At 73.4% G+C, this 15,400-nt stretch carries 11 protein-coding genes; 4 read left to right on the forward strand and 7 right to left on the reverse strand.

The genetic code is table 11. The features are described 5' to 3' along the window. The first annotated feature begins 3 nt into the window (after nt 1-3). Genes JIG36_RS31870 through JIG36_RS31880 form a run of 3 tightly spaced genes read left to right on the forward strand, consistent with a single transcriptional unit; the run spans nt 4 to nt 3,865 of the window. Nucleotides 4-1,368 carry a nucleotide sugar dehydrogenase gene (locus JIG36_RS31870; RefSeq protein ID WP_203380106.1) on the forward strand — a complete coding sequence of 455 codons (1,365 nt, stop codon included), beginning with the start codon at nt 4-6 and terminating at the stop codon, nt 1,366-1,368. Further along, nucleotides 1,365-2,330: an NAD-dependent epimerase/dehydratase family protein gene (locus tag JIG36_RS31875; protein ID WP_203380107.1), complete on the forward strand. Its 966-nt coding sequence runs from the start codon at nt 1,365-1,367 to the stop codon at nt 2,328-2,330. Before JIG36_RS31870 ends, JIG36_RS31875 begins: the two co-directional genes overlap by 4 nt. Further along, a complete protein-coding gene (locus tag JIG36_RS31880; RefSeq protein ID WP_203380108.1) occupies nt 2,327-3,865 on the forward strand; it encodes a 4-hydroxyphenylacetate 3-hydroxylase family protein in 1,539 nt (512 codons plus the stop codon). Before JIG36_RS31875 ends, JIG36_RS31880 begins: the two co-directional genes overlap by 4 nt. Nucleotides 3,866-3,919: 54 nt before the next feature. On the opposite strand, the gene JIG36_RS31885 is transcribed toward JIG36_RS31880, so the two are convergent. The 6 genes from JIG36_RS31885 to JIG36_RS31910 are packed head-to-tail and all read right to left on the reverse strand — an operon-like array spanning nt 3,920 to nt 13,321. After that, nucleotides 3,920-5,347 carry a nucleotide disphospho-sugar-binding domain-containing protein gene (locus JIG36_RS31885; protein ID WP_307872994.1) on the reverse strand — a complete coding sequence of 476 codons (1,428 nt, stop codon included), beginning with the start codon at nt 5,345-5,347 and terminating at the stop codon, nt 3,920-3,922. Further along, nucleotides 5,344-5,958, reverse strand: coding sequence for a hypothetical protein (locus tag JIG36_RS31890; RefSeq protein ID WP_203380110.1), 615 nt, complete (start codon nt 5,956-5,958; stop codon nt 5,344-5,346). The genes JIG36_RS31885 and JIG36_RS31890 overlap by 4 nt, the downstream gene beginning before the upstream one ends. Next, complete coding sequence (locus tag JIG36_RS31895) at nt 5,948-7,288, reverse strand: condensation domain-containing protein (RefSeq protein WP_236048577.1); 1,341 nt, start codon at nt 7,286-7,288, stop codon at nt 5,948-5,950. The genes JIG36_RS31890 and JIG36_RS31895 overlap by 11 nt, the downstream gene beginning before the upstream one ends. Beyond that, nucleotides 7,285-8,724 (reverse strand): tryptophan 7-halogenase, encoded by a 1,440-nt coding sequence (locus JIG36_RS31900; RefSeq protein WP_307872995.1) that lies wholly within the window; start codon nt 8,722-8,724, stop codon nt 7,285-7,287. The genes JIG36_RS31895 and JIG36_RS31900 overlap by 4 nt, the downstream gene beginning before the upstream one ends. Then, entirely contained in the window at nt 8,721-10,322 is a 1,602-nt protein-coding gene (gene cmdF, locus JIG36_RS31905) for a tyrosine 2,3-aminomutase (RefSeq protein WP_203380112.1), read from the reverse strand. The genes JIG36_RS31900 and cmdF overlap by 4 nt, the downstream gene beginning before the upstream one ends. Then, complete coding sequence (locus JIG36_RS31910) at nt 10,319-13,321, reverse strand: AMP-binding protein (protein WP_203380113.1); 3,003 nt, start codon at nt 13,319-13,321, stop codon at nt 10,319-10,321. Before JIG36_RS31910 ends, cmdF begins: the two co-directional genes overlap by 4 nt. Nucleotides 13,322-13,483: 162 nt before the next feature. Between JIG36_RS31910 and JIG36_RS31915 the strand changes: the two genes are divergently transcribed. Beyond that, on the forward strand, nt 13,484-13,750 hold the full coding sequence (locus tag JIG36_RS31915) for a phosphopantetheine-binding protein (RefSeq protein WP_203380114.1): 267 nt from the start codon (nt 13,484-13,486) through the stop codon (nt 13,748-13,750). Nucleotides 13,751-13,980: 230 nt separating this feature from the next. On the opposite strand, the gene JIG36_RS31920 is transcribed toward JIG36_RS31915, so the two are convergent. Further along, on the reverse strand, nt 13,981-15,348 hold the full coding sequence (locus JIG36_RS31920; RefSeq protein ID WP_203380115.1) for an FAD-dependent monooxygenase: 1,368 nt from the start codon (nt 15,346-15,348) through the stop codon (nt 13,981-13,983). Nucleotides 15,349-15,400 lie beyond the last annotated feature (52 nt).

The raw sequence follows: 15,400 nt of genomic DNA on the forward strand, positions 1-15,400 counted from the left end.
GCCATGACCCCGGTATTTCCCGCGACCTCGTCCGCACCGCCCCGCGGCCGTGCCGTCGCCGTTCTCGGACTCGGCCACGTCGGCATCTGCGTCGCGGCCACGCTCGCGGTCCGCGGGCTGACGGTGATCGGAGTCGACGCCGACCCGGAGGTGGCGGCCGCCGCGGGCCGCGGGCACAGCCGGATCCACGAGCCTGGGCTCGACGTCCTGCTCGGCCGGGCGGTCGAGACCCGGCGGCTCAGCGGCACCACCGACTACGCCGCCGTCGCCGCGGCCGACGTGGTGCTGATCGCGGTCGGCACCCCCGTGCTCGAGGACGGCGAACTCGACGACCGGGCCCTGCGCGCGGCGTGCGAGTCGCTGGCCGCCGTGCTGCGGCCGGGCCAGCTGGTGGTGCTCAAGAGCACCGTGCCGCCGGGCACCACCCGTACGCTGGTGAAGCCTCTGCTGGAAAGCAACGGACTGCGCGCCGGCGCCGACTTCGGGCTGGCCTTCGCCCCGGAGCGGCTGGCCGAGGGCACCGCGCTGGCCGAGCTGCGCACGCTGCCCATTGTGGTCGGCGGTCTCACCCCCCAGAACCGGGACGTCGCGGCCGCGTTCTGGCGCGACGCGCTCGGACTGCCGGTGCTGCCGCAGGACTCGCTGGAGGCGGCCGAAATCGTCAAGCTGGCCGACAACTGGTGGATCGACGCCAATATCGCGCTCGCCAACGAGCTGGCCAAGTTCTGCGCCCTGTACGGCGCCGACGTACTCGACGTGATCGCGGCGGCCAACTCGATCCCGAAGGGCGCCGGGACCGTGAACATCCTGCTGCCCAGCGCCGGTGTCGGCGGCTCCTGCCTGACCAAGGACCCGCACATGATCACCCGGGCCGCCCAGCGCCGCGGGCTACGGATCCGAACCGCACCGACGGCCCGTGAGGTCAACGACGGCATGCCCGACCACACCGCCCAGCTGATCATCGACGAACTGGAGGCGGCGGGGCACGACCTCACCGACGCGCCGGTCGCGGTGCTGGGCGCGGCGTTCAAGAACGACACCGGCGACCTGCGCGCCACACCGGCCCGCGGCGTGATCACCGCCCTGGTGAAGGCCGGTGTCGAGGTGCGTGTGCACGACCCGCTGGTGGACCCGGACGCCGCCGAGCGCGACCTCGGCGTGCGGCCGCTCGCCGACCTGGACGACGCCGTCCGCGGCGCCCGCTGTGTCGCGGTGCTGGCCGCGCACCGGGCGTTCGCCGGCCTCGACTGGGCCGCCCTGCCGGTGTCGCGCCCCTGCCTGGTGCTGGACGGCCGGGCCTACTACCCGAAGGAGAAGATCGCCATGCTGCGCCGATCCGGCTTCACCTACCGCGGCATCGGCCGATGAGCCGCCGCGTTGTCGTCACCGGCGGCGCCGGGTTCATCGGCAGTCACCTCGCCGACCGTCTCGAGCAGGACGGCGACGACGTCACCGTCTTCGACACCGCCGACGGCCGGCACGGCCACCGGTTCGCCGCCGGCGACGTCCGCGACCCGCAGGCCCTGGCCGCCGCGATCACCTCCGACGTCGACGTGGTCTTCCACATGGCCGCCGTCGTCGGCGTCGACCACTATCTGGCCCGGCCGCTCGACGTGGTCGACATCAACTTCAACGGCACCCGGCGGGTGCTCGAACGGGCGGTCGCCGTCGGCGCCCGGGTGGTCGTGGCGAGCACCAGTGAGGTGTTCGGCAAGAACACGGCGGTGCCCTGGCACGAGGACAGCGACCGGGTGCTCGGCCCGACCTCGGCCGACCGCTGGTCCTACTCGTCGAGCAAAGCCCTGGCCGAGCACCTGACCTTCGGCTTCGTCCGCGAGTACGGCCTGCCGGCCACGGTGGTCCGCTACTTCAACGTGTACGGGCCCCGGCAGCGCCCGGCCTACCTGGTCAGCCGGAGCGTGCACCGGGTGCTCAACGGCCGCTCGCCCCTGATCTACGACGACGGCGGGCAGACCCGGGCGTTCACCTACGTGGCCGACGCGGTCGACGCCACCGTCCGGGCCGCCGCGTGCCCGGACGCCGCCGGTCTGGCCGTCAACCTCGGCAGCACGCGCGAGCGCCGGATCGGCGACGTGGTGCGGCTGATCGGCGAGCTGGTCGAGTCGCCCGAGGCCCGCGCGGTCGACACCGCCGCCGTCCTCGGCGCGCGCTACGAGGACCTGCGACGCCGGGTGCCGGACGCGAGCCGGGCCGAGAAGCTGCTCGGCTGGACCGCCACCACCGAGATCCGTGAGGGCCTGCTGCGCACCATCGACTGGGCCCGCGCCAACCCGCGGTGGCTGGCGCTGGCCGACAGCGGAGCGGCATGACCGGGCCCGTGGTTCCCTTCACCGGCGACGAGTACGTCGAGAGCCTGCGCGACGGGCGCGAGGTGTACCTCTACGGTGAGCGGGTCCGCGACGTCACCACCCACCCGGCGTTCCACAACCCGATCCGGATGACCGCCCGCCTCTACGATGCCCTGCACGACCCGGCGCAGCGTGACGTGCTGATCGCCCCGGCCGAGGGCGGCGGCTGGACCCACCGGTTCTTCACCACCCCGCGCAGCGCCGACGACCTGGTCGCCGACCGCGCCGCGATCCGGCACTGGGCCCGGATGAGCTACGGCTGGCTCGGCCGCAGCCCCGACTACAAGGCCTCGTTCCTGGGCACACTGGGCGCCAACGCGGAGTTCTACGCGCCCTTCGACGACAACGCCCGCTCCTGGTACCGCCGGTCTCAGGAGCGGGTTCTCTATTGGAGCCACGCGATCGTGCACCCGCCGGTCGACCGCTCACGGCGGGCCGACGAGGTGGCCGACGTGTTCCTGAAGGTCGAGCGCGAGACCGACGCCGGGCTGGTGGTCAGCGGGGCCAAAGTGATCGCCACCGGGGCCCCGCTGACCCACTACACGTTCCTCGCGCACACCGGACTGCCCGTCGCCCGCAAGGAGTTCGCGCTGGTGGCGACCGTGCCGGTGAACGCGCCGGGCGTGAAGCTGATCTGCCGGCAGTCCTACGGGGCCGCGGCCGCCGTGACCGGCAGCCCGTTCGACTATCCGCTCTCCTCCCGGCTCGACGAGAACGACGCGATCTTCGTGCTCGACCAGGTCCTCATTCCGTGGGAGAACGTCTTCATCTACGGCGACATCGCCAAGGTGCAGTCGTTCGCGGGACGGTCCGGGTTCAGCCAGCGGTTCACCTTCCACGGCTGCACCCGGCTCGCGGTCAAACTCGAATTCCTGGCCGGTCTGCTGGCCAAGGCGCTCGACCTGACCGGCACCGCCGACTTCCGCGGCGTGCAGGCCCGGCTCGGTGAGGTGCTGGCCTGGCGCGACATGATCGAGGCGCTCGGTGACGCCGCGGCCCGCAACCCGGTGCCCTGGCACAACGGCGCCGTGCTGCCGAACCCGGTCTACGGCGGCGCGTACCGCTGGTTCATGCAGTCCGGGTACCCGCGGGTCCGCGAGATCGTGCTGCAGGACGTGGCCAGCGCCCTCACCTACGTCCCGTCCGGCGCGGCCGACCTGCTCGCCCCTGACCTGCGTCCCGTGCTCGACCGCTATCTGCGGGGCTCGCACGGGGCCGGCGCCGAGCAGCGGATCAAGGTCATGAAGCTGCTCTGGGACGCGGCCGGCTCGGAGTTCGCCGGTCGCCACGAGCTCTACGAACGCAACTACGCCGGCAACCACGAGGCGACCCGGGTCGAGCTGCTCGGGGCCGCGACCGCGGACGGCCGCCTCGCCGCCTACCGATCCTTCGTGGACACCTGTCTCGAGGAGTACGACCTCGACGGCTGGACCGTGCCGGATCTGACCGACCAGGCCGATCTGCGGGCCGAGGTGTTCCGCCGGTTCAACGCCTGAACACCGGCACCGCGAAGCGCCCTCCGGTTCTCCGGAGGGCGCTTCGTCGTACGGTCAGCGGGTGCGGCGCACGTCCGCCGTCATGGTCTCGAGCACCGGCACCACGTCGGCCGGCGCCGGCAGGGCCCGCCACACGTCGTGCACCGCCTGGGCGCCCTGCCGGTACGACGGCTCGGTCAGCACCGCCCGGATCGACTCGCGCAGCTCGGCCACGGTCTGCGCCTGGTGGTTGAGCCGCACGCCGGCCCCCCGCGAGATCACATAGTCGGAGACCGGCGTGGCCTCGAGCTTCTTGGCCGGCATGACCCAGCGCACCGGTTCCTTCTCCTGCTCCTCGGGGCCACGCACGCCGTACTCGACTCCGGAGCGATAGACCCCGGTGTCGTCGCGCTCGGCGCCGGGCTCCTCCGGCTCGGCCTCCTCGAAGCGCAGCATGATGCTCTCCAGCGTGTCGCAGACCAGCTGGGGCAGGTTGGCCGCGACCGCGGCCTGGAAGGTGCCGAGCCCACCGTGGTGGATGACCGCCGCGCAGGTCGGCAGGATCTGGTTCAGCGGCAGATATTCGACCAGCCGGACGTTGGGCGGCGGCACCGCGCCGTCGAGCTGCACCTCGTTGAGCGTGGCCACCACTTCCACATCGAGCTCGGCCAGCGCCTCCAGCAGCATCGGCGTCCGGTTGAAATCGCCGCGGATGAAACGCCGGTACGACTCGCCCAGCGAGAGACAGATCCGCGGTCGCGACGACGGTGCGTGCAGCCACTCCGGCATCGGGGCGGCACCGTTGTAGGGCACGTACCGCACCGGCACCTTGCGCGTGGTGGTCGGCAGACTCAGCCCGGGCGGCGCGGTGTCCATCGTCCACTGCCCGACCAGCAACTCGTGGTCGAGCTCGACGCCGTAGTGCTCGGCCAGCGGACCGACCACGGTCGCCAGCGGGTTCGGGTCGAGCCCGGCCGCGGTCAGCTCGTCCGGCCGGGCGGCGAGCCGGTCCAGGCTCCACCCGGTCGGGTCCCACGCGAAGACGAGCCGGGCACTGGCCGCGCCACTGACCCGGGCCGCGATCGCGCCCGCGGCCTGGGTCAGGTCCCAGATCACCAGGTCGGGTTGCCAGTCCTGGGCGAACCGGATGAGCGCGTGCGGCTCGGGCCGGTCGACCCGCAGATAGTCGGAGATCGGGGTGAGCAGGTACTGGTAGAAGAGGTACCAGTACTCGCGCTCGTCGGCGGTCAGGCCGAGCACGTCCGCATACTGCTGGGCCTGCTCGGGACCGTTGGGCTCGAGTGCGTCGTCGGACACACGGGCCGCCCACTCCTCGTCGCCGAGCTGCACCGGTGTCAACCCGGTCTCGGCGATCCGGTCGGCGAACCCGCCGAACGAGGCCAGGCGCACCTCGTGGCCGGCGTTCTGCAACGCCCAGGCCAGCGGGACCATCGGGTAGAGGTGGGCGATCGACGGATCGATGGCGAACAGAACCTTCATCATCTTCCTCGCGGGGTGCGGCGACGGGTGCCGAGGACCACGGGGCCCCCGGCCAGGGCGGTGGGAAGCAGATCGGCGGCACAGTCGGCGGCGGCGAGAACGACACGCAACTCGACCGGGCCGAACGAGTGGTAGACCCGCTCGTCGTGCACATGCCGGACTCCGTGCTCGTCGGCGATGAGCGCGTGCCGGGCCACCACATGTGCGCCGTCGCGCGGTGCGACGTGCCGCACCGACGAGACAGTCCGGTCCTCGTACCGGTTGACCTCGGCGTGGACGCCACGGCCGGCCTGCGCGCCCGGCAACCGGAACGGCTCCAGAATCAGCAGTCCGCCGGGCACCAGGTGCGCGGCCAGGCGGCGTACGGCCGCGGTGTAACCGGCCAGGGACAGCCCGGCCAGCGACGGCCCCAGGGCGGTCACCACGTCGAACCGGCCGGCCTCAGCGCTGCCGGTTTCGACGTGGCGGACGTACTGCGACAAGAGCGGCGGCAGGCCGGGGATCGCGGAGACGTCGAGCAGGTAGTCGGCGCCGGGTTTCCGGGCGTTCATCAGGCGCAGCACGGACGCGGCCAGCGCGTCCACGTCACGGTCTTCGATCAGGTCAGGGGACATCGTCACCTCCAAGGATGCGGGCGAGGGTGCGGCCGTACCCGGCGGCCAGGTCCTGCACGGTCCGCGGGGAGAACTGGGCGGCCCCGTAGCCGATGCCGCCGACCGCGCCGGCCGGGTCCAGCTCGACCGTCCAGAGCGCGCCGTCCGGGATCTGCGAGCCACGGACGGCGGAGAGCAGCCGGCGGCGCATCGCCTTCCAGGCGACGTCGCCGACCCGTTCCCCGGTCGCCGTCATCGGGAACTGGACCAGCTGGAACGTGCAGGACGAGTGCCACTCCCCGGACACCGCACCCATCAGCCCGGGCGCTTCGCGCACCACGTCGATGAACGGCAACTCGTGCCGGTACGCGGCCAGGCATGCGGCCCGCACCCGCGCCATCAGGGCGGCCGTGTCCGGCCGGCCGTCCAGTCGCACGCGCACCGGGAGCATGTTGAAGAAGACACCGGCCATCCCGGCCGTCCAGCCCGGACGGCGCCCGGGCGTGAAGGTCGGCACGACCAGATCGTCGCGGCCGGTGCGGTCGCGCAGCAGCAGCGCATAGGCGGCGAGCATCACCATGAACGGCGAGCACCGGTGCGTCCGGGCGAGGTGGTTCACCGCGTCGTTCACGCCGGGGCCGAACGCATAACGATGCCAGGACGTCACGTTCTCGCCCTGGGCGCTGCGCGGCACGTCGAGGCTCAGCGGCGTCATCTCGGCGCCGTCGAGCGCGTCGCGCCAGTAGCGTCGGGCCGCATCATTGGCCGTGGTCCCGGCGGTTCGTTGCTGCCACCCGACGTACTCGCGGTACTGACGCACCGCGGGCAGACCGGACGGGGCGCCGTCGAGCCGGCCCGCGTAACAGGCGGCCAGGTCGCGGGCGATCACCTGCATCGACCAGCCGTCCACCGCGGTGTGATGCGCAGCCAGCACCAGCACGGCGTCACCGGCGTCGAACCGGGCCAGCACCGCGCGCAGGACGGGCATCCGGCCCAGCGGCAGGTCGTCGGCCTCGACCTCGTTGAGCAGCTCCTCGGCCCGCTGGTCGCGCCCGGCCGGCCCGGCCCGCAAGGTCCGCACGGTCAGGTCCGGCTCGACGCCGGACACGACCTGCTGGTGGGCCCCGGTGCTGTCCCGCACGATCCGGCTGCGGAGCGCCTCGTGCCGGTTGACGACGTCGCCCAGCGCGGCCCGCAGCGCGTCGTCGCGCACCGGGCCGGTGAGCCGCCAGCCGCCGACGATCGTGTAGCGGGGGCCGAACGGACCGCTGTCGGCGCCGGAGTCGACCAGGTGCAGGAACCGCTGCTGGCTGCTGAGCGCCACGTGCCCCGCGGTCGGCGTCAGCGTCATGACGTGACCACGGCGGGACGGGCCCAGTGCATTCCGTCGGCGCTGGGCACCAGGCCGCCGGGACGCACCGGCACCTGCTCGTCCGCGTTGCCCCCGACAGCCGCCTGCACCTGGACCCGCACGCCCTCGCGCAGCACGCCGCGCATCTGGGGGGCGGACAGCAGGTCGCGGTCCTCCCCCGCGACGGCGACGGCCCGGTCGACCGCGTCGATCAGCGCCTGTTCCCGCGAGGCGATACCTCCGACCAGCTCCACGAACGACTCGGCCGGGACCGCGGCGCCGTCACCGCTGATCCGCTTGGCTTTCCAGAAGTACGAATCCTCGTCCTGGTTGGTGTCGTAGAAGGCGACCAGGAAGTCGTGGAACACCTGGTACTCGCGGCGGTAGCGGCTCTCGAACTCGGCCAGGCAGTCGGACTCGCCGACCGTACCGGCCAGCATGGTGTTGATCGACCGGGCGGCCAGCAGCGCGCTGAGCGTCGCCAGGTGCACGCCGGACGAGAACACCGGATCGATGAAGCACGCGGCGTCCCCGACCAGGATCATGCCGGGCCGGGTGAACCCGTCCTTGAGGTACGACCAGTCCTTGCGTACGCGGATCTCGCCGTAGGGTCCCTGGGTGACCCGCCGGGCCTCCCGCAGGTGATCGGCGATGATCGGGCACTCGGCGATCAGCTCGTGCAGCAACTTCTCGCGGTCGCCGTGCACCCGGTCCAGCGCCTCGGGCCGCAGCACCGCTCCGACGCTGGTGAGCGTGTCGGAGAGCGGGATGTACCAGAACCAGCCGGACCGGAACGCCGCGGCCAGGATGTTGCCCGAGTTGGGTGCGGGCAGCCGCTTGCCGCCCTCGAAATAGCCGAACAGCGCCAGGTTGCGGAAGAACTCGGCGTAGTGCCGCTCGCCGCCGACGTGCCGGTGCGTACGGCTGGTGTGCCCGGACGCGTCGACCACCCACTTCGCGCGGATCTCGGTACGCGGCCCGGATCCGTCATCGGTCAGCACGCCGGTGATCCGGCCCGTCTCGTCCTCGACGACCCCCGTCACGGTCACCTGCTCGCGCACCTCGACCCCGTTGGCCCGGGCGTTGTCGAGCAGGATCTGGTCGAACTCCATGCGGCGGACCTGATAGGCGGTGGCGCTGTCGCCGGACAGCAGCGGGGACAGCCCGAAGGCGAAGGTCCATGGCTCCTCGTTGCGCCCCCACCGGAACGTGCCACCCCGCTTGATCGGGAAGGCCGCCCGGGCCAGGGCGTCGCTCACACCGAGCAGACGGCAGATGCCGTTGACGGTCGAGGGCAGCAGCGACTCGCCGATCTGGTAGCGCGGGAACTTCTCCTTCTCGAGCAGAAGCACCCGGTGCCCCTGCATGGCCACGAAGGTCGCGACGGTCGAGCCGCTGGGGCCCCCTCCGATGACCACGACGTCGTACCCGGTCACTGGTTCTCCTTCCGGTCGTCGACCGCCCGCCACAACTCACCGCGGGTGAGGGAGCCGGCCACGGCCTCGATGTCATCGGCCATGTAGCGGTCCTCGCCGAGAGCCGGGGCGATCGATCGGGTCAGGTCGTAGGCGGCCCGCCCGGCCGCGCCGAGCCGGTCGCGGCGCCCGGCGACGTCCACCGCCTGGGCCGCGGCGAGCAGTTCGACGGCGAGGATGAGGTCGTTGTTGGCCAGCACCCGGCGGGCGTTGCGGGCCGCGATCAGGCCCATGCTGACGATGTCCTGGTTGTCGCCGTTGGACGGCACGCTCTGGATGCTGGCCGGGCCGATCGTGCGGTTCTCGGCCACGAGAGCGGTCGCCGGGTACTGCGCGCCGGCGAAACCGCTGTTGAGGCCGGGCTCGCCGGCGACCAGGAACTCCGGCAGCCCGTAGCTCAGGTGCCGGTTGAGCATCCGGTTGGTGCGCCGTTCGGAGAGCACGCCGAGCTGGGTCAGCGCGATCGTGAGGTAGTCCATGACGAAGGCGACCGGCTGACCGTGGAAGTTGGCGCCGTGGAAGACCTCACCGCCGGCGAAGAACAGCGGGTTGTCGTTGGCCGAGTTGAGCTCGATCTCGACCGTACGGCGGGCGTGCTCGACGGTGTCGCGCACCGCGCCCAGCACCTGCGGCACGGCCCGCAGCGAGTAGGCCTTCTGCAGATAGAAATCGGTGCGCTGGACCTCCTCGCCGGGCCGCTTGCGATCGGCGAACTGCTGCCGTAGTTCGGCGTGGCTCTCGGTCAGCCCGCTGCCGGCCAGCAGCTCCCGCATGTGCCGGGCCGACGCGATCTGGCCCGGGTGCGGTCGCGCGATGTCGTGGCCCTCGGGCTGGAACGGGCCGGTGGACCCGCGCAGCGCCTCGATCACGAGCGCGGCCACGATCTCGGCCTGCCGCACCTGCTCGTCCGCCCGCTCGACCAGCAACGCGCCCAAGCCGGTCATGGCCGACGTGCCGTTGATCAGGGCCAGGCCCTCCTTGAAGCGCAGCCGCAGCGGCTCGATCCCGTGTTCGCGGAGCACCGGGCCGGTCGGCACCGGCTTGCCGTCGCGCAGCACGTAGCCCTCGCCGATCAGCGTGGCGGCGATGTGCGAGAGCGGGGCCAGGTCGCCACTGGCCCCGAGCGACCCGATCTCGGGCACGGCCGGGACGATCCCGAGATTGAGGTACGACTGGAGGCGCGTGATGATCTCGGGGCGTACCGCGGAGTGGCCCTTGGCCAAGGCGTTGAGCCGGGCGGCGACGATCGCCCGGGCCTCCACGGCCGGGAACAGCGGCCCGACCCCGGCACTGTGGCTACGGACCAGGTTGGTCTGCAGCTCCGTCTCCTTCGACGGATCGACCATCATGTAGATCATCTCGCCGTAGCCGGTGGTCACCCCGTAGACGGGCACCCCGGCGCGGACGGTCTTCTCGAACTGTTCACGGCTGAACCGGGCGGCGTGCAACGCGTCGGCCGGCACGGCACAGGGCGCGCCGGCCTCGGCGATCCGGCGCACCGCGGCGGTGTTCAGCGTCGCGCCGTCGAGCACGACCTCAGCGGTCTGGTCATGGGTCATGGAGAGGTGTTCCCCTTCGGGTCGGGCGGGATGTCGGCACCCGCGTGGGCCGCCGTCGCGGCCATACCGGCGACGGTCGGTGCGTCCAGCAGGTCGGGCAGGGCGACGGTGACGCCGAGCGTCCGCCGGATGGCGACGGCCAGCCGGAGCAGTGCCAGCGAGTCGCCTCCGGCAGTGAAGAAGTTGGTGTCCGGGCTGTCCGCGGCGATGCCGGTGGCGGCCCAGATTCCGGCCATCCGGCGGTCGGCGTCCGAGGGGGGCCGGTCGGCGCTGGTCGCGGTCCGGGGCAGGCGGGAACGGTCGACCTTGCCGACGGCCGTCCGCGGGATGCCGTCCGCGGTGTGGAGCTCGAGCCGCAGCATCGCGGGTCCGAACCGGCGCAGCAGGTGCCGCCGCCAGGCCGCGGGGTCGGGTTCGGGGCCCGCGACGACATAGCCGGCCAGACCCTCGACCAGGCCACCGGGACCGGCCACCGGCAGCACGACGCAATCGGCGACCGAGGGCAGTTCGGCCAGCGCGGCCTCCACCGCCGACAGCTCGATCCGGATTCCGGCCAGCTTCACCTGGTGGTCGCCGCGGCCCTCGAACTCGATCGAGCCGGTGAATCCGGACCGGGCCAGGTCGCCCGTGCGATAGGTCGGCGTGCCGTCGCGCAGGCCCGCGACCGGACGGAACACGGTGCGCGGCCCGGCGTCGGCACCGAGATAGGAGCGGATCGCGTACGGGCTGCGGACGACCAGCTCGCCGCGCACGCCGGGCGGGCAGGGCCGGTCGCGTTCGTCGAGCACCAGCACGTGCCGCCCGTCGATGGCCCGTCCGATCGGCACCACACCCGGCGGGTCCCCCGGGCCGATCTCGTGCCACGTGGCGGCGACGGTCTCGGTGGGGCCATAGACGTTGAGCAGCCGCGCCCCGGGCAGCGCCGAGGCCAGCCCGGCGGCCACCGCGGCCGGTGTGGCCTCCCCCATCAGCACCAGCACGGCGAGCCCGGCCGGCCCCCCGTCGGCGCGGAAGGCGCGCAGCAGTTCCCGTGCGAAACTCGGCACGGTCTGCAGGGCGGTGATCCGCCGCTCGGCCAGCCACCGCGCGAATCGCTCCGGATGCGGCCGCACCTTGGCCGGAACCGGGCAGAGGGTGCCCCCGGCGACCAGGATCGCGAACGTCTCGCAGATGCTCGGGTCGTGTTCGACGGCGGCCCACTGGCCCAGCCGCGAATCCGGGCCCAGTCGCATCGCCCCGCCCAGCCAGAGGGCGAACTGGGCCAGCGCCGCGTGGGTCTGGGCGATCCCTTTCGGCCGTCCGGTCGACCCGGAGGTGAAGGCCGCGTAGGCGAGTCCGTCCGCGGCCGGCTCGTCCCGGTCGAACGGCAGCCCGTCCGGCGGGTCCGGCACGGTCAGCGTCACGCCGTCATGCCGTCCGGCCAGCTCGTCGGCGGCCGGGTCGGTGTCGAGCAGCAGCAGCTCGGGACGTAACCCGGCCAGCACCTGCCGGGCCCGGGCGGTCACGCCGCCGGGAGCCAGCCAGGTCACGTGGCCGCCGGCCCGCAGGACGGCGAGGGTGGTGGCGACCTGGGCGGCGCCGGGCGACATGCGAACCGCCGCCGCGGCTCCCGGCCGCAACCCGTTGGCGCACAACCAGGCCGCCAGCCGTCCACTGCGCTCCCACAGCTCGGCGAACGTGGTCCGGGCGCCGTCGTCAACGGCCACGGCGCCGGGCTCGCTCCGGACCCGGTCGCGGATCAGGGCGACCACGGTGGTGCCGGCGGCGGGCCGGGGCGCCGGCTCGCTCGGCGGTGCGGACGCGAGCGGAAGGTCACCGACGGTCCGGCCCGGGTCGGCGACCGCGGCTTCCAGCAGGGTCGCCAGTTGAGCGGGCAGGCCCTCGGCCTCGGCGTGGGCGAGATGCCCGACGGGCGCGGCGAGTTCGCCGGCGACGGTGCCGTCACGCAGGTCGACGTGCAGCGCCAGGCCGGGGAAGGGCGGGGCCGCGCTGCCGCGGACAGTGGTCACGCGCAGGCCCGGCACCTCGGGGGCGACCGGGTCGGCGGCGACGGTCAGCAGCACGTCGCAGAGCGGCTGGCCGCTGCGGTCGCGAGCCGGCGCGGCCGCACGGACCGCCGCCGGGAACGGTAGCGCGTGCCGCAGGGCCTCGTGCGCCTGCGTGGTCAGCAGCCGGACGGCCTGGTGGAACGGCATGTCGTCCCGCACCACCGGCAGCACCGGGCGCAGCGTGGTGAACGACCCGACGGTGTCGGCGTCGGCCGGACCGCGCAGCGAGAGCGGGACGCCGGCCACCACGCCGTACCGGCCGTGCCGGTCGAGCAGCACCTGCAGACCGGCGAGGAGCACGGTCGCGACCGTGGCACCCTCCGCTCGGGCGAGACCGCGCAACCCGGCGGCCAGCCCGCTGCCCCAGTCGAAGGCCACCGTCCGCATCGGGCCGGGCCGCACCGCCGGCGCCTGCCGCGCCGGGCGGACACCCCGCAGCTGCTCGGCCCACCAGCGCGCCCGCTGCAGCCCGGAGGCGCCGGCACGCCCGCCCACCGCCGCGGCGGCCACCGCGGTCCGGCCGGTGAGGATCTCGCCGGCCAGCACGGTGAGCGAGTCCTCGTCGGCTACGGCCCGGTGCGCGGCCAGCACCAGCAGGTGGCGCGCCGGAGCGACGGTCATCACGGTCAGGCGCGCGACCGGGCCGGTGGCCAGGCTCAGCGGCTCGCGTTCGGCGGCGCCGGGACGGTCACCACGGGCGACCCGGTAGGCGTCCGGGTGCGGCGCCTCGGCGCACCGGGCGACCGGCACGCCGTCACGATCGTCCACTGTGGTTCGCAATGCGGCGTGGCGGAGCTGGGCCGCTTCCCAGGCCGCGCGCACGGCCGGCACATCGAGCGGACCGTCGACGCGGAACGTGCGGGTGACGGTAAGCGCGACGTCCGGCGGGCAGAGCCGGCTCAGGAACCAGATGCCCGCCCCGACCTGGGAAAGCTCGTCGTGGTTCGTCACGTCAGCAGTCTTCTGGTGCGGCCGCGGCCGGCTCACCTCATGACGTGCGCGGTGGCCGGGTCGCTGCGCATGCGCGGAGATGCCCGCCGGCCGGGTCTGCGCCGACCCTGACTACGAGCGGTGGCAACGCCTCCGCCGGGCCCGAGAAACAGGAGCAGCCAGATGAGGGACGAGATCATCCCGGTCGCCACCGAACGGCACCGGGACGACATGGAGCGACGCATCGCGGGCATCTGGCGCGACGTGCTCGGGACGGGCGACGCCGGCACGTTCCTCGAACTGCACGGCCAGTCCATCTCGGCGGTCCGGATCGTCGCCCGCATCGAGGACGAGCTCGGCCTCGACGTGGACGTGGCCGTCCTCTTCGACGACCCCGACCTGCCCGCCTTCATCGACGCGGTGCTCGCCGCCCCGGCGGACCGCGATTGACCGGCGGTGGCCGCCGGGGAGGACGGGCCCCGGCGGCCACCGCCCCGACGTGCGCGGGAGGCACGGCATGTGGGTCATCAAGCTCTACGACCTGGCCACGGGCCATCTTCAGGTGCTAGCCGAAGTAGCCGACGCCGAGTGCGCGGGCCGGTGGATGGCCGAGTTCGCCCACGGCGGGCTCGGCACCGGCGAGGTCCTTTACGACGGGCCGTCCGGGGCCGGGGCCGTCACTACCGCTCCGGGGCTACGGCCCGATCCCGTTGCGCCTCGCTGAGCGGGCGCGCGACGACGAAGTCGGCCCGGCCGGTGATCAGCGCCAACGTGATCCGGCCGGGCCAGGGGTCGGACGCGGACGCGGGTACGACGATGCCGACCGGCACGCCGTCACCGATCTCGTCGGCCGTGCGGAGCATGCGGTGCCACCAGCCGTCCCGTTCGAGTTCCGGACGCACCAACACGGCCGGACCGGTGTCCGGCCCCGGTGATTTCCAGGCCAGTTCGGCGGCGCGCAGCGCGCCCGGGCAGCGGCGGCGCAGGGCGTCGTAGGTCATCGCGGGCGTACGGGTCAGGAAGTGCAGACCGAATTGCTCCACCGGGCGCCGCATCCGCCGGCCGAACGTCTCCCACCAGAGCATGCTCGGTTCGGCCCAGCGTTGCAGGCGCTCCACCTCGGGCCGCCGCCGCTGCTCGTAGAGAGCGAAGGCCGCCTCGGCCGAGTCCTCCCCGGCCAGCGCCAGCCCGAGTTCGAGGGCATCCTCGAGCGCCATCCGGGTGCCCGACCCGACGGTGAAGTGTGCGGTGTGCGCGGCGTCGCCGAGCAGGACCGTACGCCCGGCCGACCACCGCTCGTTGCGCACCACCGGGAACCGGCGCCAGCGGCTCGTCGCACCGGTCAAGGGGCGGCCGCCGAGCGGGCCCCGGAACACGTGGGCCAGCGTCCGCAGATCATCCTCGCCGACCGCCCCACCCCATCCGGCCCGCCGGAACGTCGACGAGTCCATCTCGACGACGGCGGTGCTCTTCCCCTCGGCATACGCGTAGAGGTGCAGCGCCATCGGTCCCCACGCGGTCTCCTCAAAAGCCATCACCGCGGCGTCGCCCGGGTCGGCCGGCGTGCCCAACCAGGCAAACCACGATTTCCCCGTACGGACGGAGGTGCCGAACCCGCCCCCGGCCGCCTCCCGATGTGCGGAGGCGGCGCCGTCAGCCACCGCCACCACGTCACCCTCGGCCTCGCCCGGCGCCACCGGTTGTCCGAAATGGACGCGGGCACCCGCCTCGACGGCTCCGTCGTGGAGCGCGCTCAGCAATGCTCCGCGCGACACCGCCGCGACCTCGAACCCTTCGTAGCGGACGGATCCGGTCGGGGTACGCACCTCGATCGCGCGCTGCGCCACCGCCGCGTCCATGATCCGCCGGTGCAGGTCCGTATCGTGCCCGGCCAGATTCCGCAGGGTGCGCGCCGACAGGCTCACCCCGAAACCGGCGTCCGCGCCGGCCGGACGCCGCTCATGGACGTCCACCACCGACGTGGGGTCGTGCCGGGCCAGGGTCCGGGCCAGCAGCAGCCCGGCCGGGCCGGCACCGATGATCGTCACGCGTCGCCTGCCGCCTCGGGAGAGCACATCTCGATCGTGCGGCCGGGCCGGA

This window comes from Paractinoplanes ovalisporus (assembly GCF_016834655.1).
In the GTDB taxonomy this organism is placed as follows: domain Bacteria; phylum Actinomycetota; class Actinomycetes; order Mycobacteriales; family Micromonosporaceae; genus Actinoplanes; species Actinoplanes ovalisporus.

Coding starts and splice junctions, on each gene's coding strand:
- cmdF (WP_203380112.1), bottom strand. CDS start 10,322: ATGACCCATGACCAGACCGCTGAGGTCGTGCTCGACGGCGCGACGCTG.
- JIG36_RS31895 (WP_236048577.1), bottom strand. CDS start 7,288: ATGACGCTGACGCCGACCGCGGGGCACGTGGCGCTCAGCAGCCAGCAG.
- JIG36_RS31890 (WP_203380110.1), bottom strand. CDS start 5,958: ATGTCCCCTGACCTGATCGAAGACCGTGACGTGGACGCGCTGGCCGCG.
- JIG36_RS31870 (WP_203380106.1), top strand. CDS start 4: ATGACCCCGGTATTTCCCGCGACCTCGTCCGCACCGCCCCGCGGCCGT.
- JIG36_RS31880 (WP_203380108.1), top strand. CDS start 2,327: ATGACCGGGCCCGTGGTTCCCTTCACCGGCGACGAGTACGTCGAGAGC.
- JIG36_RS31915 (WP_203380114.1), top strand. CDS start 13,484: ATGAGGGACGAGATCATCCCGGTCGCCACCGAACGGCACCGGGACGAC.
- JIG36_RS31885 (WP_307872994.1), bottom strand. CDS start 5,347: ATGATGAAGGTTCTGTTCGCCATCGATCCGTCGATCGCCCACCTCTAC.
- JIG36_RS31875 (WP_203380107.1), top strand. CDS start 1,365: ATGAGCCGCCGCGTTGTCGTCACCGGCGGCGCCGGGTTCATCGGCAGT.